Raw genomic sequence first — 18,842 nt, forward strand, 5'->3', positions numbered from 1 at the left:
ATAGGCGCCGAAGGAGAACAAGTCGGGGTTGTTTCGATAACCGAAGCTTTACAACTTGCCTATGAAGCAAACATGGATCTGGTCGAAATATCGCCCAACGCGGATCCTCCGGTTTGCAAAGTCATGGATTACGGCAAATACCAGTTTGAACTGAATAAAAAACTGCAAGCCGCCAAGAAAAAGCAAAAACAAATCCAGATCAAGGAAATCAAATTTCGGCCAGGCACCGAGGAAGGTGACTACCAGGTCAAACTGCGAAACCTGATCAAATTCCTCAACGAAGGCGACAAGACCAAAATCACTGTCCGCTTTAAAGGCCGCGAGTTGACTCACCGCGAGCTGGGCATGGATTTGTTAAAACGCATCGAGACCGACCTGGAAGAAGTTGCCGCGGTTGAGCAATTTCCCAAGCTGGAAGGCCGGCAAATGGTCATGGTCATGGGACCGAAAAAGAAAAAATAGTTTTAACTGTTTTTAAAACAGTTTGCCGAATCAGGAACGATTCGGTTTAAGGTGGATTTTGTCCGCCAGAAATTCAATGGGGCCAAGCATTTTGCCTCACTGGGTTTTATCTCAGGGACTTTATTTTTAATTATTGGAGAAAACAAATGCCAAAAATGAAAAGCCATAGCGGCGCTGGCAAGCGCTTCAAGAAAACCGGTACCGGCGGTTTTAAGTGCAAACAATCGCACAGACGTCATATTTTGACCAAAAAAACCACCAAGCGTAAAAGACAGCTGCGTAAAACAGCCATTCTTCACCCTTCAGATGCGCCATTGGTAGCGCGCATGCTGCCTTATAGTTGATTTGACATCATCCATTAAAGAGAGAAGAACATGGCAAGAGTAAAACGCGGCGTCACCGCTAGAGCAAGACACAAAAAGATTTTAAAACTGGCTAAAGGTTACTATGGTGCCCGTAGCCGGGTTTATCGCGTAGCCAAACAAGCGGTCATCAAGGCCGGCCAATATGCGTATCGCGACCGCAAACAGAAAAAACGCCAATTCCGCGCCCTGTGGATTGTGCGTATCAATGCCGCGGCCCGCATGTGCGGTATTTCCTACAGCCGCATGATCAACGGTTTGACTAAAGCCAATGTAGCCATTGACCGTAAGGTTTTGGCCGACCTGGCGGTACGCGATATGGACGCTTTCGCGGAAATTGCTAAAGTGGCCATTGCCAACCAAAGCAAACCTTAATTTTTAAGGTAACCGCCGGCAGAACCGGTAAAAGGAAAGTTTGACTCCCCGCGCATGCGGGGAGTTTTCCGAGCAGCCTAGCCATCGGAAGCCTATCCAGTTGTAATCCTTCCCAAATTCAAAAAGTGAGCTGAGTCGTGTCGGCTAGTATCGAAGAAATTCTTACGCAGGCATTACAAGCGCTTGCACATGCAAATGACCTTGCCGAGCTGGATCAGGTAAGAGTCAATTATCTCGGCAAAAAAGGCCTATTTACCCAGCACATGAAAGAGCTGGGCAATCTCGACCCGGAACAACGCAAGAGCGTGGGCCAGGTGATCAACACCGCTAAAAACAGCTTTCAAGAAGCATTGGACAGCCGCAAATCGACCCTGGAAGCCGAGCAATTGCAAGCACGGCTGGCCAGCGAATGCGTCGACGTGACATTGCCAGGCCGCGGCCAAGCCATTGCCGGCCTGCACCCCGTCACCATTACCATGCGCCGGATTGCCAAAATTTTTGCCGACGCCGGATTCAGCATCGCCGAAGGCCCCGAAATCGAAGACGATTATCACAACTTCGGCGCCTTGAATATTCCGGAACACCACCCTGCCCGGGCGATGCACGACACCTTTTATTTCGACGCTCACACGGTGTTGCGCACCCATACCTCGCCGGTACAAATTCGGGTGATGGAATCCTCCGAGCCGCCGTTGAAAGTCATCGCCCCCGGCCGTGTCTACCGTTGTGACTCCGATATGACCCATTCGCCGATGTTTCATCAGGTCGAAGGCTTTTTGGTCGATACCGACGTCAGTTTCGGTGACCTGAAAGGGGTTATTTTTGAATTTTTACGCGCGTTTTTCGAAAAAGACGTGCAAGTGCGTTTCCGCCCGTCCTATTTCCCGTTCACCGAACCCTCCGCCGAATTCGATGTTTCCTGCGTGATGTGCGACGGCAACGGCTGCCGCGTTTGCAAACAAACCGGCTGGCTGGAAGTCGGCGGTTGCGGCATGATCCATCCCGAGGTGTTCAAATCGGTTGGCATCGATCATGAACGTTATTCCGGCTTTGCCTTCGGCACCGGGGTCGAGCGTCTGGCCATGATGAAATATGGTATCAATGATTTAAGGATGTTCTTCGAGAACGATCTTAAATTTTTACAACAGTTTAAATAAGAGTGGTTTGAGTCATGCAAGTAAGTGAAGCGTGGTTGAGGGAACTGATCAATCCACCCATCGGTACGGAACAACTGGTCGAGCAATTGACCATGGCCGGCCTGGAAGTCGACGCCCTGCAACCGGTTGCCGCCGAATTCAGCGGCGTGGTGGTGGGCGAAGTCATCAGCACCGAACAACACCCGAATGCCGACAAACTCAAAGTCTGCCAAGTCAATGTCGGCCAAGCCGAGCCGCTGCAAATCGTTTGCGGCGCCGGCAATGTGCGTCCGGGCTTGAAAATTCCGGCGGCCCTGATCGGTGCCGTATTGCCCGGCGATTTTAAAATCAAGGAATCCAAACTGCGCGGTGAATTATCCTTCGGCATGCTGTGCTCCGAAAAGGAACTGGGCTTGGCGTCCAGTTCCGACGGATTGATGGAATTACCCGCCGACGCCCCCGTCGGTAGCGACATTCGCGATTATCTGACGCTGAACGACCATGTCATCGAACTGGGTTTAACGCCCAACCGCGCCGATTGTCTCAGCGTGGAAGGCGTTGCTCGTGAAGTGGCGGTATTAAACAAACTGGCTTTCCAGCTTATATCGGTCACTCCGGTTTCGATTGCTCACCAGGAAACCCTGGAAATCCGAATCGAATCGTCCGATGCTTGCCCGGTGTATTTAGGCCGCTTGATCAAAGGCGTCAACCCCGGCGCCGCTACCCCGATGTGGATGCAGGAACGTCTGCGCCGCAGCGGCATCCGAAGCTTGAGTCCGGTAGTGGATGTCACCAACTATGTATTGCTGGAACTGGGACAACCGTTACATGCCTTCGATGCCGCCAAATTGTCGGCACCGATTGTGGTCAGAAACAGCCGTGACGGAGAAAGCCTGAATTTGCTGAACGACCAAACCATGCAACTGGACGGCGACGCGCTGGTGATTGCCGATCAGAACCAGGCCTTGGCCCTGGCCGGCGTCATGGGTGGCAGCGCCAGCGCGGTTTCGGATACGACACAAGACATTTTCCTGGAATGCGCATTTTTCAGTCCACGCAGCATTGCCGGCAAGGCTAGAAAATTCGGTTTACACACCGACTCTTCGCACCGTTTCGAACGCGGCGTCGACTTCACCCTGCAACATCGGGCCATCGAGCGTGCCACGCAGCTGATCGTCGAGATTGCCGGCGGCAGTGCCGGTCCTGTCAATGCCGCCATCAGCCAGGAACAGCTCCCTACCCGCCCGCCGGTCAAATTACGCCGCCAGCGCATCGAAAAAGTGCTGGGCATTAGCCTGGCTAATGACGAAGTCACCGACCTGTTCCAGGGTTTGGGGATGCAGGTTGCCGAACACACCGAAGGCTGGCACATCACCCCGCCGGGCTTTCGCTTCGATATCGCGATAGAAGAAGACTTGCTGGAAGAAATCGGCCGCATCGTCGGTTATAACAATCTTCCCAGCAGCAGCCTACTGATGCGTTCCGAACTGGGCAAAGCGCCGGAAGCCACACTGCCACTGGCCAGATTGCAGGATTGTTTGGTCGATAGAGGCTACCAGGAAGCGATTACCTACAGCTTCGTCGATGAAACGATACAACAGGCAATTGCGCCCGATGATGAATTCATCCGTCTTCAAAATCCGATTTCCTCGGAACTAGCCGTGATGCGGACGACATTGTGGTGTGGCCTATTGAACGCGGCAATTTACAACGTCAATCGCCAGCAAACCCGCGTGCGCCTGTTCGAATCCGGCTTGCGCTTTGTGCGTCAACGAGGCGAAACCCAACAACAAAAAATGCTGGCCGGTTTGGCATTGGGTAGCGCCCACGCCGAACAATGGGGTGAAAAAACCCGAAACATCGACTTCTTCGACGTCAAAGCCGATGTCGAAACCTTGCTGGCCTTATCCGGCCGAGGTTTGAGTTTCCGTCCGGCACAACACCCAGCCCTGCATCCCGGCCAAACCGCCGAGATCATTGATGCCGATGTTAACGTAGTTGGCTTGATCGGCATGCTGCACCCCAACTTGGAAAAACAATTGGGCTTCGATAGCCCGGTATTCCTATTCGAACTGGCTGAGGGTGCGATTTTGCAACGCGCGGTACCAAAATTCGCGCCGTTATCCAAATTCCCGTCGGTACGCCGCGACATGGCGTTGATCGTCCGCCAACAAGTGTCCGCCAACGACATTATCAACTGCATTACCGGCAGCCGGGAAGCGTCAGTGCGAGACGTTTCGATCTTCGACATCTACCAAGGCAAGGGTATTGAGGAAGGCTTTAAAAGCGTTGCATTGAGTCTGGTATTACAAGATTTCAATCAAACGCTTACCGACTCGGAAATTGATGCTATATTTCGCAGGTTGCTGGAAAAAATGACAGCCGAATTAAATGCAAGATTGAGGGATTAAGGGTGGGATTGTGGCATTAACCAAAGCAGATATTGCGGAAAAACTTTTCGAAGATTTGGGTTTGAACAAACGCGAGGCCAAGGAAATCGTCGAGTTGTTTTTTGAAGAAATCAAACGTTCCCTGGAAAGCGGTGAACAAGTTAAAATTTCCGGTTTCGGCAAGTTCGAATTACGGGATAAAAGCGGTCGCCCCGGCAGAAACCCCAAAACCGGCGAAGAAATTCCGATTACACCGCGTCGAGTAGTGACGTTCAGAACCGGTCAAAAATTAAAAGCCCGAGTGGAAGCCTATGCTGGAACCCAGTAATAACAACGAGCTGCCGGTTATACCGGCAAAACGTTACTTCACCATCGGCGAAGTCAGTGAACTATGCGGCGTAAAACCGCATGTCTTGCGCTATTGGGAGCAGGAATTTACCGAGCTCAGCCCGGTCAAACGCCGTGGCAATCGCCGATATTACCAACGCCATGACGTGCTGTTGATCCGCCAAATCCGCGCCCTGCTCTATGAACAAGGCTATACCATAGGCGGAGCCCGCGCGCATTTGACTAGCGACAATGCTAAGGAAGACTCGATGCGCACCAAGCAACTGATCCATCAGATGATAGGCGAACTGGAAGATATTTTGGAACTGTTGAAGTAGCGAATTCCGAATATTGTGGTAATATGGGTGGGCTTTGTTGGGACCAACAAAAATCGTTTCAAACATATAAGCATCGGGGCGTAGCGCAGTCTGGTAGCGCACTTGTCTGGGGGACAAGGGGTCGTGGGTTCGAGTCCCGCCGTCCCGACCAATAAAATCAACAACTTGAACAATCAGTTGTTCGGCAAAAGATATAAAATCCAGTTTCGGGGTACCACTCGGGGCACCAAATTTCATCGCTTGCCGATTGATTGCCCCGAAAATGCCGGTGTTACCCGGCTCGATTGTTACATTATCACATCCGTGTTTTATGATTAAGTCACTAACTTTCATTGCTGTCATTACTCTTAATGGTTGCATGGCAATGATTTTTGGGACAGCTGACCAGCTTAATCAACTTACTATCGGAATGCCCAAACAGGAAGTACTAACATTACTTGGCCCACCTAAGTCAGTTTCGGCTAATGAAGGAATTGAATACATGCAATACAGTTGGGTTAAAACCGTTATTGCAGCGGATGGCAACTTTCCTGAAGATTACTATGTGGCAATTCGTGATGGTAAAGTTTCAAATTTTGGGCGAAAGGGGGATTTTGATTCTGCAAAATATCCGGCTCAACGAGTAGAGATTGACCAGACAATCCGCCAGACAACAACAAGCCCGAAAACAAAAGACCTATACACTGAGATCAATAAACTAAAAGACTTAAAAGATTCAGGTGCAATAACCGAATCAGAATTCAACACCCTGAAAAAGAAACTGTTAGCTGATCAATAAAGACGCCTTGCCAACGACATCAAAACGCCAGCGTTAACCGGAAGGGTTTTTAGTTTATCCCATCAACATAAATTGGCAGAAATATCTTTCGATAGTTGTAATCAGGCCAAACAACGATCGCAAAACAGCGCTTTTGCAAATCATCTATAGACTCGTCTGATTGCCGGATTACCTCGATACCTCCACAACTGTAACCGGCCGGTTCAATTCGTTGGAACTACCGAATATTATAATGGCCTTGTAGATTAGACATTCCATGCAATCTGTTTTTCAACATGCCCCCATTTATGCCCCCAATTTGATTATTTATCCGCCATCTTTAGCAGGCCCTATCAAAAAAGCCGATGTTACCCTGCCTCGATTGTTACATTATCACATTGACTGTTATAAACCATTCCGGGTTAGCCAGTTTCCTACTTCATCGCAGTTTATTCAGGTAAAACATCGCCCAACCATTCCACCAGCGCCGCGCCGGGGTGAGTGGACGCGCCATAGTCGGCAAGCTCCCGTTGTAGCCTCGCCATTAGCTTTGGCTCGATTTCTATATCCAGCCGACGAACACCTCGCCTTCTATTCGATTCGCGCCGCTCTCGCTGATATTCTGCGGATGTTTTAAAACTGGATGCACCCATAATTATTACCTCTGCTTTCGTTGAAAGTAGTCTTTTAGCTACCGTTATGACTCCGCTTCCGTTTGGGGCAATTGCCATTCATTGCCGAACGCTTTTTGCCTTCTTCGGTTTTTGCGCCTGTACTGCACCCGCCATGCCATTTACATCGACCGTTTGAGTAAATCGCCTTTTGCTTACAGGGCGTCCCGGCTCTGGTCTTTGCGCCACACTCTAGGCCGATCAAGTCCGGCGGCATCGGTTCGCTTTTGGGTGGAGGGTATTGGTAGCCACGCCCCCGTGATGTGTCAACACTTTTCCGGACACACAGCTAAGCAGCTTTAAGCTGCACTTCGTAGTCAACGGGCGACAGGTAGCCATTGGCGGAATGAAGTCGCTCGCGGTTATAAAACACTTCGATATATTCGAATACGGCCTGCCTGGCCTCGGATCGGGTTCGATAGGTCTGGTGATGTATCAACTCGGTTTTCAGGGTATGAAAGAAACTTTCCGAGACGGCATTATCCCAGCAGTTTCCCTTACGACTCATGCTTTGCCGGATGCCGTGTTGCGTTAATAAGGCTCGATGGCTGTCCGATGCATATTGGCTGCCGCGATCGGTATGCCATAGCAAGCCTTTCTCGGGCTTGCGCTTCCAAACCGCCATCAGTAGCGCATCGTTCACCAGTTTGGTCCGCATATGTTCGGCCATAGACCAGCCCACGACTTGCCGGGAATAGAGATCAATCACCACGGCCAGATACAGCCAGCCCTCCTGCGTATGGATATAGGTGGTGTCGCCGGCATAGACTTGATTGGGCTTTTCCACGGCAAATTGCCGATCCAGGTGATTGGACGCAACCGGTTGATGATGCTTCGAATTCGTCGTGGCTTTGAATTTGCGCTTGGTTTTACAGGCCAACCCCGCTTCCCGCATCAAACGACCGATACGGCGGCGGCTGACGGTTCGGTTCTGAGCGGATAAGGCGGCTTTGAGACGGCGCGTACCGTAGGTTGCCCGGCTTTTGCCAAAGGTGCTTTGGATCATCTCGGATAGGGCGGCATCGTCTTGTTCGCCCGCAGAGGGGCCTTGCTTCAGCCAGTCGTAGTAGGCGCTTCGGGATACCCTCATGAACCGGCACAGGGTATCTACCGCAAAGTCCTCTGCATGCTGCTTGATCCAGGCGTACTTCATCTTTGTTCCTTGGCGAAGTACGCCGCTGCCTTTTTTAGTAAATCGCGCTCCTCGGTCAATCGGGCCACTTCCTTCTTAAGGCGCTTGAGTTCATCGTACAGATGTTCATCGGTACGGACCGCTTTATTGCTGTCTTTGGGGCGACTGTATTTTCCTATCCAGGTATGCAAGGTATTGACGTTAATGCCAAGATCCTGGGCTACCTGGCTGATCGGTTTATCGGATTCATTCGCCAACTTGACGGCTGAGGCTCTGAATTCGGCTGTATAGGTATTGGGTTTTTCTTGGCTCATTTTGGATTCACGCTTTTTCAGGTTATTTTAAAAAGTGTGTCCGGTTTAGTGTAGCCACATCACATGAACCTACGCTGATGAAGGCATGGCATCGCCCCGGCAAATTCAAGTTTTTGCTAACGATAATAGGTACGAATCGACGAACTTTCAAAGCATCAGCAAACCCAGGAAAAGCCCGAAATACACTCAAACAATCAATGGGTTATTAACTCTTTGAAATTTTTTGTGATTTTTGCATCTTTCATGAAGAGAATACTTTTTTCAGCATGAACTATGCGACCGTTACCAATCGCCAATTCAGATACAGCTATCACCAATCGGCATATTAAATTTTTCGAAAAGGATATGAAAAACTAACGTTTCTCTCGATTAAACATTTTTTATATCCTACTTCCATCAATTCTATGAATCGAAATTAGCGTTTTTTAAAGAGGATATTTGCATGTCTACAGAAGATAGCGGAATCGATTTGAATTTATCGAAACAAGATGTTGCCGGCCATATTATTTCCATCCTGCAAGGCATCCGTTTCGGCTCGATCGAAATCGTGGTGCATGACGGGCGTATCGTGCAAATCGATAAACACGAAAAATTCAGAGTCAAAAACGATTCGGCTACCCATTAATCGTATCCACCGAAAGATCGGCGATACAAAAACAGAAACGACACACTGACCGGACCACCGGAAGTTACCGTGATTAACACTCATTGATTACCTAACACCACTCGAAAGGTCAGCCATGAAACAACAATTTTTCAAAACAGCGAGCAAGACGCGACTGGCGGGCGTGTTATTGCTGTTGCCGCAATTAGTCAACGCCGAGGATTACTATCGTCCGACCAAAGGCTACCGGGTCGAACCCGCGGGCGATGTCCCGGCATATGTGCGCAGCTTGAGTAAAACTCAGTTCGAGCAATTCCGCGATGTGGAATGGCTGGACCTGGGTCTGGATTTTCGCAGCCGCTATGAATACCGGGAAAACGATTTGCGGCCATGGACCGACACCTCGTCCGGTACCGCCGTCAGTAAATATCGCGCCGAACCGGACAACTTGTGGTTACTCAGGACGCGCGCCTATGTCGGAATCAAGGATATTCTCGACCCGCTACGCTTTGCCGTCGAGATGGAAGACGCGCGGAGTTATAACGGTAACTACGAAACCAGCGACGCGGATGTCAACGAGTTCGAATTAATCCAGGCCTACGGCGAGTTATATTTCGACAATGCCCTGGGACATAACCGGCCGATCAGCATACGCGCCGGCCGCCAACACTTGGAAGTGTTGGATAGGCGCTTGGTGGGCAACAATGAGTTCCGCAACACTACCAACAACTTCGAAGGTTATCGGCTGCGTTTCGGTAAAAAGCAAAACAACTGGGACCTGGACACCTTTGTGTTTCAACCGGTCGAACGCTACAAATACGAATTCGACCAACCGGATGAAGATACCTGGTTTTATGGCGCGGTACTGAGCATACGGGAATGGTCCGATTTCATCACCATCCAGCCGTATTTTTTGGGTAGAAATACCGACGGCGACCCGAACAACAGCGTGGCGGCTAACCGGAAAAACGACCGCAGCATCTATGCGCCCGGTTTAAGGGTATACGGTCTGTTCGGTGAAAGCGGTTTTGATTTCGATGGCGATATCAATAAACAATTCGGCCGCTTTGGCGAAACCGTAAATGGAACACAGCAGTTGCGTCAGCATGACGCCTTGGCCTACTCATTGGAGGTGGGCTACAGCTTCGATCACGATTGGAAACCGCGAGCCAGTCTGTACTATGGCTATGGCACCGGCGACAAACAATCGGGCGATGGTTACAACCAGCGTTTCGATGCCTTTTACGGCTTCAACCAACCCTGGTCGCGCAACGATTATTATTCCTGGGATAACCTGCATGCACCGAAAGCACGCTTGGAATTCACCCCTTACAACAATGTGCGGGTCGATCTGGGTTACAACGCCTATTGGCTGGAAAGCGAAACCGGTGGTTGGAACCGGGCCAACTTGCGTGATCGGACCGGCCAAAGCGGTAGTTTCATGGGTCATGAATTCGACATTCGTTTGCGGCACAAACTCAATCCCTATATCGACTGGAGCATGAGCTATGCCCGCTTCACACCTGGCGACTACACCGAGTCCTTCGACAGGGGCAATACCGCCGCCGGCCCCTTTACCTCCGAACCCAGCAATTTCTTTTATTTCGAAGTTTCGCTGAATGCGTTCGGGGACGGTAAACCGAAGTACCGATAACCAGACCCGGCCGACACAGGTTCAAGGACTCAAACGGAAGCCGTAAAGTCTTCGCCGTCTTGAGCCCGTGCTTTCATCCGGGCTTTTATATCTTATTTCAAGATATTTAATTCTAAACATATCGCTTTTGCTGACCGTTGAAGTTGCATAGACTAGCGCCAGCTCAAACGGCAGCCATCCGAAACCCGACATTTTGATTTCAACCTTAGGAGAAGTCATGCAATTTCCAAACACAGTAAAACCCCTACTCTTCGGTTTAACCCTGTTACTTGGCGGTAACGCCTGGGCCGATAGAACCCTTTTGAATGTGTCCTACGATCCGACTCGCGAGTTCTATCAAGCATTCAATCAAGAGTTCATCAAACACTGGAAAGAAAAAACCGGCGAAGACGTCAACGTCCAACAATCGCATGGCGGCGGCGGCAAACAAACCCGAGCCGTCATCGACGGCCTGGAAGCCGACGTGGTTACCCTGGCCTTATCCGGGGACATTGATCAAATCGCGGAAAGAGCGGGCTTATTCCCGAAAGACTGGCAAAAACGCCTGCCCAACAACAGTTTGCCTTATACCTCAACCATCGTGTTTCTGGTCCGCAAGGGCAATCCGAAAGCCATTAAAAACTGGGACGATCTGGCCAAGGCAGGTATCTCCGTCATCACTCCAAACCCAAAAACTTCCGGCGGCGCCCGTTATAACTATCTGGCGGCCTGGGCATTCGGCGAAAAAACTTTTGGCAGCAAGGACGCCGCCAAGGATTTTGTGAAAAAAATCTTTAAAAACGTACCGGTACTGGATTCCGGCGCGCGCGGTTCCACCACCACCTTTATCCAGCGCGGCATTGGCGACGTCTTGATCACCTGGGAAAACGAAGCTTTTCTAGCCTTGAAAGAATATGGTGCCGGAGAATATGAGATCGTGGTGCCGCCGGTCAGCATCAAGGCCGAAACCCCGGTGACAGTGGTGGACAAAGTCGCCAAGAAAAATGGCAATCTGGACTTGGCGGAAGCCTATTTGCAATACCTGTATACCCCAGTCGGCCAGAAACTGGTGGCCAAGCATTTTTATCGGCCGTCGCATCCTGAATTTGCCGATGCCGAAGATTTGAAACGCTTCCCGAAACTGGACTTTTTCACCGTCGACGCACAGTTCGGCGGCTGGACCAATGTGCAGAAAGACCATTTTGACGATGGCGCGAACTTCGATCAAATCTACGCCCCATAAGCAACACTGTCGGCGAGGGGTATTAGTGTTACTAACACCCCTCGTTTCACCCGGCCGAGAGGTTGGCGTGCAAAAAACGGATGAGAGATATCACACCGCTGTTTTTTAACTTAACCCAAGATCAACCCCATGCCACAAAGCCACATCATGCCGGGATTTCGCCCGGCGCTCGGTTTCACCGTGTTTTACCTGACGCTGATCGTGTTGATACCGCTCTGCGCGATGCTGCTGAAAACCCTGCAACTCAGCCTGGACCAGTTCTGGGCCATTATGACCAACCCGCGGGTCCTAGCCTCCTTTCGGGTCAGCTTCGGGGCGGCCCTGATGGCGGCTGCCGTGGCGGCGCTACTGGGATTTATCATCGCCTGGTGCTTGGTGCGCTACCCCTTCCCCGGTAAAAAAATCTTCGATGCGCTGATCGACCTGCCGTTTGCCTTGCCGACCGCCGTGGCCGGCATCGTGCTGGCCACCATTTACGAACCCAAGGGCTGGATCGGCCAATGGGTGATGGAGGCCATCGGCGTGCAGATTGCCTACAAACCGCTGGGCATCGTGTTTGCATTGATCTTCATCGGCCTGCCGTTCGTGGTGCGCACCATCGAACCTGTATTGCAGGAATTCGACCAAGCCATGGAGGAAGCCGCCGCCAGTCTCGGCGCCACCCGTTGGCAGGCCTTTGTTAAAGTGATTTTCCCCAATATCTTGCCGGCGGCGATCACCGGTTTTGCGCTGGCATTTGCCCGGGGTGTCGGCGAGTACGGTTCGGTGATTTTTATCGCCGGCAATATGCCTTATATCTCCGAGGTGGTGCCGCTGCTGATCATCACCAAATTGGAACAATACGACTACGCCGGCGCTACCGCCATCGGTCTGACCATGCTGGTCCTGTCGTTTGTATTGCTGTTGTTGATCAATAGTCTGCAAGGCTGGATACGCCGCCGCGGTGGACAACTTTAAGAGGTCTTGTGATGAACGCCATAAATCCTAGTTTTAGCCAGCGCGCCAAGCCGCTGACCTTGACCGACGCGACCTGGGTACGCCGCACGCTGGTTTTTTTTAGCCTAGCCACCATTGTCTTGTTTTTGATCCTGCCGTTGGCCACGGTATTGATTGAAGCCTTTGCCAAGGGCTGGGCGGCTTATGCCTCCAGTTTAAGCCATCCCGACGCCTTGGCCGCGATGCGGTTAACCTTGCTGACGGCCGCCATTTGCGTGCCGCTGACCACCGTATTTGGGGTGTCGGCGGCTTGGGCCATTGCCCGCTTCGAGTTTCGCGGCAAGAGTTTGTTGGTAACCTTGATCGACTTACCGTTTTCGGTGTCGCCGGTGATTGCCGGCTTGATTTATGTGCTGATTTTCGGCGCCCAAGGCTGGATAGGCCCGTGGCTGTCCGCGCACGACATTAAAGTCATTTTCGCGGTACCCGGCATCGTGCTGGCGACCTTGTTCGTGACCTTTCCGTTCGTGGCGCGCGAGTTGATTCCACTGATGCAGGAAATCGGCCACGAAGAGGAGGAAGCCGCGCTCTCGCTGGGCGCCAGCGGCTGGCAAACCTTTTTTAAAATCACCTTGCCCAACATCAAATGGGGTTTGCTGTACGGCGTATTGCTGTGCAATGCCAGGGCCATGGGCGAATTCGGCGCCGTGTCGGTGGTGTCCGGCCACATTCGCGGCCTGACCAACACCCTGCCCTTGCATGTCGAAGTCAGCTACAACGAATACGATTTCGTCGGCGCCTTTGCCAGCGCCTCGCTGCTGGCCGGATTGGCGGTGGTGACACTGGTGGTGAAGACCTTCCTGGAGTGGAAGCAGAAACAAGATTAAAGGCATCCCGGCGAGCCGCCACCGAATGATGATCAGAGCACGCATTTTACGAGACATAGCATGAGCATTACTTTACAAAATATCAGTAAACAATTCGGCGCCTTTAAAGCGTTGGACAATATCAACCTCGAAATTCCCGAAGGCGAATTGGTGGCCCTACTCGGACCATCCGGTTGCGGCAAAACCACCTTGTTGCGCATCATTGCCGGCCTGGAACAAGCCGACCGGGGCGAGGTTTACCTGAAGGGCGACAATGTCACCGAACAACCGGTGAAAAACCGCCAGATCGGCTTCGTGTTTCAGCACTATGCCTTGTTTCGGCACATGACCGTGTTCGACAACATCGCCTTCGGCCTGCGAGTCAAACCGCGCAAGCAGCGTCCCAGCGAAGCCTTGATCCGGGACAAGGTCCATTCCTTGTTGCAACTGGTGCAACTGGACTGGCTGCACGACCGTTTTCCGGATCAACTGTCCGGCGGCCAGCGCCAGCGTATTGCCCTGGCGCGCGCTTTGGCGGTCGAACCGTCTGTGCTGCTGCTGGACGAACCCTTCGGCGCGCTGGATGCCAGCGTGCGCAAGGACTTACGCCAATGGTTGCGGCATTTGCATCACGAACTGAATGTCACCAGCATCTTCGTCACCCACGATCAGGAGGAAGCCATGGAGGTGGCCAGTCAGATCGTGGTGCTTAATCACGGCAAGATCGAACAAAAAGGCACGCCCAGCGAGATTTACGATCAGCCTCAGAGCGATTTCGTGTCGCGTTTCATCGGCCAGACCAATGTCTTTCATATCGAAGACGACGATCACAGCTGGCTGAAAAGTACCGGCATTATCGTTGACGATCCCAAGGGCATCGTCGCCCATGTCCGTCCGCACAACATCAGTGTCGAGAAAACCGCCGATCCGGCCAATTCACCGGTGTACCTGAAGGATTGGCAACACCTCGGAGGCACCATCAGACTGGAACTCAATCGCGACGGTCATAATGGCGCGGCAACCACCATTTATGCGGAAATGCCCAACGAGCAATTCAAGGAACTGGCACTGAAAAAAGGCGAGCACGTCAATCTGCGTTTCAAACATGCGCATTGGTTCAATTGAGTGCCACTTACACAACAAGGAAAATCAGACAATGAATTTCAGCCAACTTGAACTGATGCGTTTTTTGCAGGAAACGGATTTCAATCTATCGAAGGCCGGTGAGAAACTGAAAATCGTCCAATCAGCGGCCAGCCGGCAAATCCTGATGCTTGAAGAAGAACTCGGAGGACCGTTGTTATTGCGTGCCGGTAAGAAAATCGCCGGCTTCACGCCGTTAGGTCTGAGACTAATGGAAGAAGTCGACAACATCGACCTGTCACGGCGTAATATCCTCACCATAGCCAACGACTATCGTCAACAGCGCAACGGTACGTTACACGTTGCCACCACCCACACCCAGGCAAAATATTTGCTGCCGGCACCTATCACCAAATTTCGCCAACAATATCCGCAGATCAAGATTTACATGGTGCAATCATCACCCGGTGAGATCATCGATTTACTGCACCATCATCAGGCCGACATCGCCATTTGCACCGAGAAGCTGGATGTCGACGACAAACTGGTCATCACGCCCTGTTATGACTGGCACCACATCGCCATCGTGCCTCACAATCACCCGCTGACCAGCGGAGAATTGACATTCGAACGTCTAGCGTCGTTCCCGCTACTCACCTATTCGCCCGGCTATACCGGACGCTCTAACATCGAAAAGGCGTTCCAAAACGCCAGACAGACACTGGATGTGATTCTGTCGGCCGCCGATTCTGATGTGATTAAAACCTATGTCAGACTGGGACTGGGTGTCGGTATCATTGCCGCCACCTCATACGAGGCCGATAGCGACGGCGACTTAGTTGCGTTGAACCTGTCGCACCTGATTCCACGCTCACGCACCAAAATCGCCTATTTAAAACAACAGTATCTACCTTCTTACCTACAATACTTTATCGGCGAATTGCTGGCGGCCAGTAACCAATCCAACGCAAAGCCATAAGCCATAAGCCATAAGCCATAGAATCGCAACAACCTGCATACCAAGGCTAGCGCCAACGGGACAGTACGATGCCTAGCGAAGTCATTGGCTGCAATGGGCTTACCCGCTAAAACGGAAATCAAAATTGTTCACGCCAGTTCGTGAGTTGATGCCACTATAAAAAACCTCGGCAAGGATTAACAGGCTTAAACCGAGTCATCACAACACCCACGAAACAACGTTAAACTTCAACTCCATAATTCGATATTAAAAACATCAATTCCCGGTTTCTGTCGCAAGTTCATTGATCGCCGATCTATTGCCGACTTTGCGTTTTTTAGGCATAAAGGTTCGTTTCAGCCTTTTCCAGCCAATGACAACAGAACTTGCTCCCAACACCAACCCCAACGATACCCAGACCAACATCCAAAGATCCCAAAGCGGCCGATAATATAACCAACCAAAGTCCCAGTGATGTAGAGCGGAATACAACCAACGAAAAACCCGCCGACTGCGATCCAGTTTATTCAACAATCGCCCATCTTGCGGATCGAGATAGACCAAGGTTCCGGCATCATCGTTAAATTCAGCGCGAATGACCGGTAGGGGTTTTTCGTTCACCCCTTGGTTATGCCGTGGATAATAGTAACTATCATATTCATTGATTAACGTCTGTCCGGACACCCTATGATCCCCCGCCAAGCGTTTAACGGCATCCGATAACGCGGTTTCGCTAAGACGCGAAGAAACGCCTACGGGAGACAAAGGTAAACGTTGCCCATCGCGTGTATAAGCCTGCAATACTGCCTCGCCACCCAAACGAGTCCAAACTATTTCGACAATATCAACGCTATTTTCTGTAAATGGCAGTTCACTTGGCCGCCAATCGCTCATCGCAGCCGGCAGTTCCGAGCCTAAATATCTTGACAGTTCTTCCCGTGAGTAATTAGCCGGAGAAAACCATTTCCATGGATTGGTCTCAATAAAGCCACTCGCCGCCCAGCTCAACGCAAAGCTGCCTCCGATCAACCCGGCCCAGAAATGCCACTTAAACCAGAATTCCCGGTAGGGTTGAGTACGCCCTTGCGAATAAGTCGGCTTACCGGCGAATCCCGGCCGCCAACGCAACCAGCCGATGATCAAGCCGCTCAATGTCGCTATGGCCGCTGTCAAGCCAGCCCAGGTTTGCACCTCGTGGCGGATGTGTCCGAACCCCAATGAATCCAGCGGTTTAAAGGTGTGCAACCAATTACCCGCCCAATAAAATGCGCGCTGCCATCGGGTCGACGCATGCAGTATTTCTCCGGTGCGGGATGAGATCAGTAATTCGGTGTGGTCGTTCGCCTCAATCCGGTGAAACGGCCGCAAATTGTCCCGATTACGCAAGATGATCGGATACTCGACCGTTTCCACATACCGGATATCGGATTGATCCTTACCCTCATGAGCCTGAAACCACTTTTCGGCAATCCCAACGGCTTGATCGGGAGAGGTTTCGCGAATAGTACCGTCAATTACCGACAGCGCAAACCGCAGACCTTTCACATCCTCAATTAACCAAATCGGTTCGCCGGCCAAACGCACCAGCCTGGCATCGGCAATGGCATCGGGAAGTGGAGAAGCTTTCCGGTGATCTGCCGATTCAGGGTGACCATGCGTTTCACTCGGTTCTTGTTTCGGTTTGCGCGCCATGGCCGCCAATTTGCGCTGCTCGCTACTGGCTCGCCAAACTTCCCCCAAGCTCAACCAACCTCCATGTGGCGCCAAGGTTTCGCCGTATGCCAATTGCTGGGTTCGATTTTGCGTGGTCGGCGCGGAATACATGATAACCAGGCCGGTTAACAGCCAGATAAACATGAATAATCCCAATACCACCCCTAGCCAACGATGAGTTTGGTACAGCAGCCAGTTCAAAACTTTCATTGTCACCTTCATATGAAAACGCCTAAAACCACAAAATAATTAATAAAAAATACCCGCGGACCCGCCTCTCAGTCGGTTCAAAAGCATGATTTCGAATGAGATCTAGATAAGGTTTGAAGCAATCCCCCCCTGCGCGCGCAAAAAAAAGCGGGTTTTACACCGTCAAACCCGCTGAGAGCACCACGAAAGTTGGTTTAAATCATTCGGTTAAATACCTATATCAATCATATGACTCCTGACTGACGTAACTGTCTCGGCCACGGCATCAGTCGCAGGCATGATCATTGCCAACATAGGCAATGCCAAGCCTGTCAACGTTGGACTCCGCACGCTGCCGCCCTATCAATCCGCTTGTATTCGAGGTCTGTTTTGCATTGACTGACAGCCATCCCGAAATCAATGGGGCTATCCCGCGTGGTCCATTCATCAACCGCAAAGGCCCGATCCGTAATAGCCAATAAAAGTCCGCCTAACACACAGGCTAATAAGTCACGTTGTATCGTCATTTAGCGCCTCCTAGTCAATGAGTATCGACACACCTGTAAAACAGGATTCTTGAAAAAGAATGTGCTTATCGCCTATAGCGTTGTATCGCGATACCGAAATCAGCGGCACATTCTTCAACTCGGGAAATTAATTTTGGTATCCCGCCAAAGCAGTTTGCTTGCTCTGTTCAATCAACACCGATCAATGCTTTTTATCGGCGTCGGATTTCGGCGCGGGCGGCTCGATTTTAGTCAAAGCGCCACCCTCGGCTTCGTAGTCTTGCGCACCGATAGCACCCACGACTTTAAAACCTTTTTCAGCCAGAAAATCGGCGGTTTTTCCGGCCCGGCCGGCATGATTGGATACGGTGACCAACTTGCGATCGCCAGGAATAAAACTCAAGCCTTTCTCGATGTCCTTGCTCTGAATACTCAGGTAAACCGGAAACCCACCGATTTTGCTGAGCTCATCCGGACGGCGCACATCGACAATGACCAACTCGGTGGGTTTGGCAAGCAGTTCATCGACTTGGGCGCGATTTAACTTGGGCGTTTTGGCGGTGTAAGGATGGGCTTCGGCAGCGGGTTTCGCATCGCCGTGTTCGGCGGCAATCACTGTGGATGTGGAAAAGATCACGGTCAAAATAATTAATTTCAACAATTTCATGTAGGGTTCTCGAATATAAACGATGGAAATGTATCATCGAGTCATGTCAATACCAGGTATGGCATCCACTCCTCGGCTAGAGGTTGCCGCACCATTGCGACAGTCCCGTCATATCCATTGCAGGGTTTATGCCATGAACCTAACACAAGGTATCAACCGGACCAAAGATACCGACACAGA

At 51.3% G+C, this 18,842-nt stretch carries 18 protein-coding genes, 1 tRNA gene and 1 pseudogene; 16 read left to right on the forward strand and 4 right to left on the reverse strand.

The features are described from left to right. The 9 genes from infC to IVG45_RS07685 all read left to right on the forward strand — a co-directional run bounded on the left by infC (window position 1) and on the right by IVG45_RS07685 (window position 6,168). A complete protein-coding gene (gene infC, locus IVG45_RS07645; protein WP_442923368.1) occupies window positions 1–462 on the forward strand; it encodes a translation initiation factor IF-3 in 462 nt (153 codons plus the stop codon). Window positions 463–608: 146 nt separating this feature from the next. After that, on the forward strand, window positions 609–806 hold the full coding sequence (gene rpmI, locus IVG45_RS07650) for a 50S ribosomal protein L35 (RefSeq protein WP_013818388.1): 198 nt from the start codon (window positions 609–611) through the stop codon (window positions 804–806). A 30-nt stretch (window positions 807–836) separates the two neighbouring features. Beyond that, window positions 837–1,199: a 50S ribosomal protein L20 gene (rplT, locus tag IVG45_RS07655; protein WP_196437251.1), complete on the forward strand. Its 363-nt coding sequence runs from the start codon at window positions 837–839 to the stop codon at window positions 1,197–1,199. Between the two features lie 137 nt (window positions 1,200–1,336). After that, window positions 1,337–2,356, forward strand: coding sequence for a phenylalanine--tRNA ligase subunit alpha (gene pheS / locus IVG45_RS07660; RefSeq protein ID WP_196437252.1), 1,020 nt, complete (start codon window positions 1,337–1,339; stop codon window positions 2,354–2,356). Between the two features lie 14 nt (window positions 2,357–2,370). Beyond that, window positions 2,371–4,746, forward strand: coding sequence for a phenylalanine--tRNA ligase subunit beta (pheT, locus tag IVG45_RS07665; RefSeq protein ID WP_196437253.1), 2,376 nt, complete (start codon window positions 2,371–2,373; stop codon window positions 4,744–4,746). A gap of 10 nt (window positions 4,747–4,756) precedes the next feature. Continuing rightward, entirely contained in the window at window positions 4,757–5,053 is a 297-nt protein-coding gene (gene ihfA / locus IVG45_RS07670) for an integration host factor subunit alpha (protein WP_013818384.1), read from the forward strand. After that, window positions 5,037–5,390, forward strand: a complete 354-nt coding sequence (locus tag IVG45_RS07675) for a MerR family transcriptional regulator (RefSeq protein ID WP_196437254.1) — start codon at window positions 5,037–5,039, stop codon at window positions 5,388–5,390. Before ihfA ends, IVG45_RS07675 begins: the two co-directional genes overlap by 17 nt. A 74-nt stretch (window positions 5,391–5,464) precedes the next feature. Further along, window positions 5,465–5,541 (forward strand) — tRNA-Pro (locus tag IVG45_RS07680). 159 nt (window positions 5,542–5,700) lie between these two features. Continuing rightward, window positions 5,701–6,168, forward strand: coding sequence for an SHOCT domain-containing protein (locus IVG45_RS07685; RefSeq protein ID WP_196437255.1), 468 nt, complete (start codon window positions 5,701–5,703; stop codon window positions 6,166–6,168). Between the two features lie 666 nt (window positions 6,169–6,834). Here the strand turns inward: IVG45_RS07685 and IVG45_RS22975 are convergent. Next, the gene (locus tag IVG45_RS22975) at window positions 6,835–7,035 is read right to left on the reverse strand and encodes an HGGxSTG domain-containing protein (RefSeq protein WP_442923356.1); all 201 of its coding nucleotides are present in this window, start codon (window positions 7,033–7,035) and stop codon (window positions 6,835–6,837) included. Window positions 7,036–7,107: 72 nt separating this feature from the next. After that, window positions 7,108–8,264: pseudogene (locus tag IVG45_RS07690) on the reverse strand (IS3 family transposase). Between the two features lie 442 nt (window positions 8,265–8,706). Between IVG45_RS07690 and IVG45_RS07700 the strand changes: the two are divergent. From IVG45_RS07700 to IVG45_RS07730, 7 genes are all read left to right on the forward strand, one after another. Next, window positions 8,707–8,889, forward strand: coding sequence for a YezD family protein (locus IVG45_RS07700; RefSeq protein ID WP_196437256.1), 183 nt, complete (start codon window positions 8,707–8,709; stop codon window positions 8,887–8,889). A gap of 115 nt (window positions 8,890–9,004) precedes the next feature. Next, complete coding sequence (locus IVG45_RS07705) at window positions 9,005–10,522, forward strand: alginate export family protein (RefSeq protein WP_196435958.1); 1,518 nt, start codon at window positions 9,005–9,007, stop codon at window positions 10,520–10,522. A gap of 217 nt (window positions 10,523–10,739) precedes the next feature. Next, window positions 10,740–11,744, forward strand: a complete 1,005-nt coding sequence (locus IVG45_RS07710; RefSeq protein WP_196435957.1) for a sulfate ABC transporter substrate-binding protein — start codon at window positions 10,740–10,742, stop codon at window positions 11,742–11,744. 129 nt (window positions 11,745–11,873) lie between these two features. Further along, window positions 11,874–12,701 carry a sulfate ABC transporter permease subunit CysT gene (gene cysT, locus IVG45_RS07715; protein WP_196435956.1) on the forward strand — a complete coding sequence of 276 codons (828 nt, stop codon included), beginning with the start codon at window positions 11,874–11,876 and terminating at the stop codon, window positions 12,699–12,701. An 11-nt stretch (window positions 12,702–12,712) separates the two neighbouring features. Continuing rightward, entirely contained in the window at window positions 12,713–13,567 is an 855-nt protein-coding gene (gene cysW, locus IVG45_RS07720; protein WP_196435955.1) for a sulfate ABC transporter permease subunit CysW, read from the forward strand. 60 nt (window positions 13,568–13,627) lie between these two features. Beyond that, on the forward strand, window positions 13,628–14,671 hold the full coding sequence (locus IVG45_RS07725) for a sulfate/molybdate ABC transporter ATP-binding protein (RefSeq protein ID WP_196437257.1): 1,044 nt from the start codon (window positions 13,628–13,630) through the stop codon (window positions 14,669–14,671). Window positions 14,672–14,702: 31 nt separating this feature from the next. Further along, window positions 14,703–15,608 carry a LysR substrate-binding domain-containing protein gene (locus IVG45_RS07730; RefSeq protein WP_196437258.1) on the forward strand — a complete coding sequence of 302 codons (906 nt, stop codon included), beginning with the start codon at window positions 14,703–14,705 and terminating at the stop codon, window positions 15,606–15,608. Between the two features lie 255 nt (window positions 15,609–15,863). On the opposite strand, the gene IVG45_RS07735 is transcribed toward IVG45_RS07730, so the two are convergent. After that, window positions 15,864–17,510 carry a PepSY domain-containing protein gene (locus IVG45_RS07735; RefSeq protein ID WP_196437259.1) on the reverse strand — a complete coding sequence of 549 codons (1,647 nt, stop codon included), beginning with the start codon at window positions 17,508–17,510 and terminating at the stop codon, window positions 15,864–15,866. A 687-nt stretch (window positions 17,511–18,197) separates the two neighbouring features. Beyond that, the gene (locus tag IVG45_RS07740) at window positions 18,198–18,662 is read right to left on the reverse strand and encodes a rhodanese-like domain-containing protein (protein ID WP_196437260.1); all 465 of its coding nucleotides are present in this window, start codon (window positions 18,660–18,662) and stop codon (window positions 18,198–18,200) included. Window positions 18,663–18,842 lie beyond the last annotated feature (180 nt).

The organism is Methylomonas sp. LL1, from assembly GCF_015711015.1.
Lineage (GTDB): Bacteria > Pseudomonadota > Gammaproteobacteria > Methylococcales > Methylomonadaceae > Methylomonas.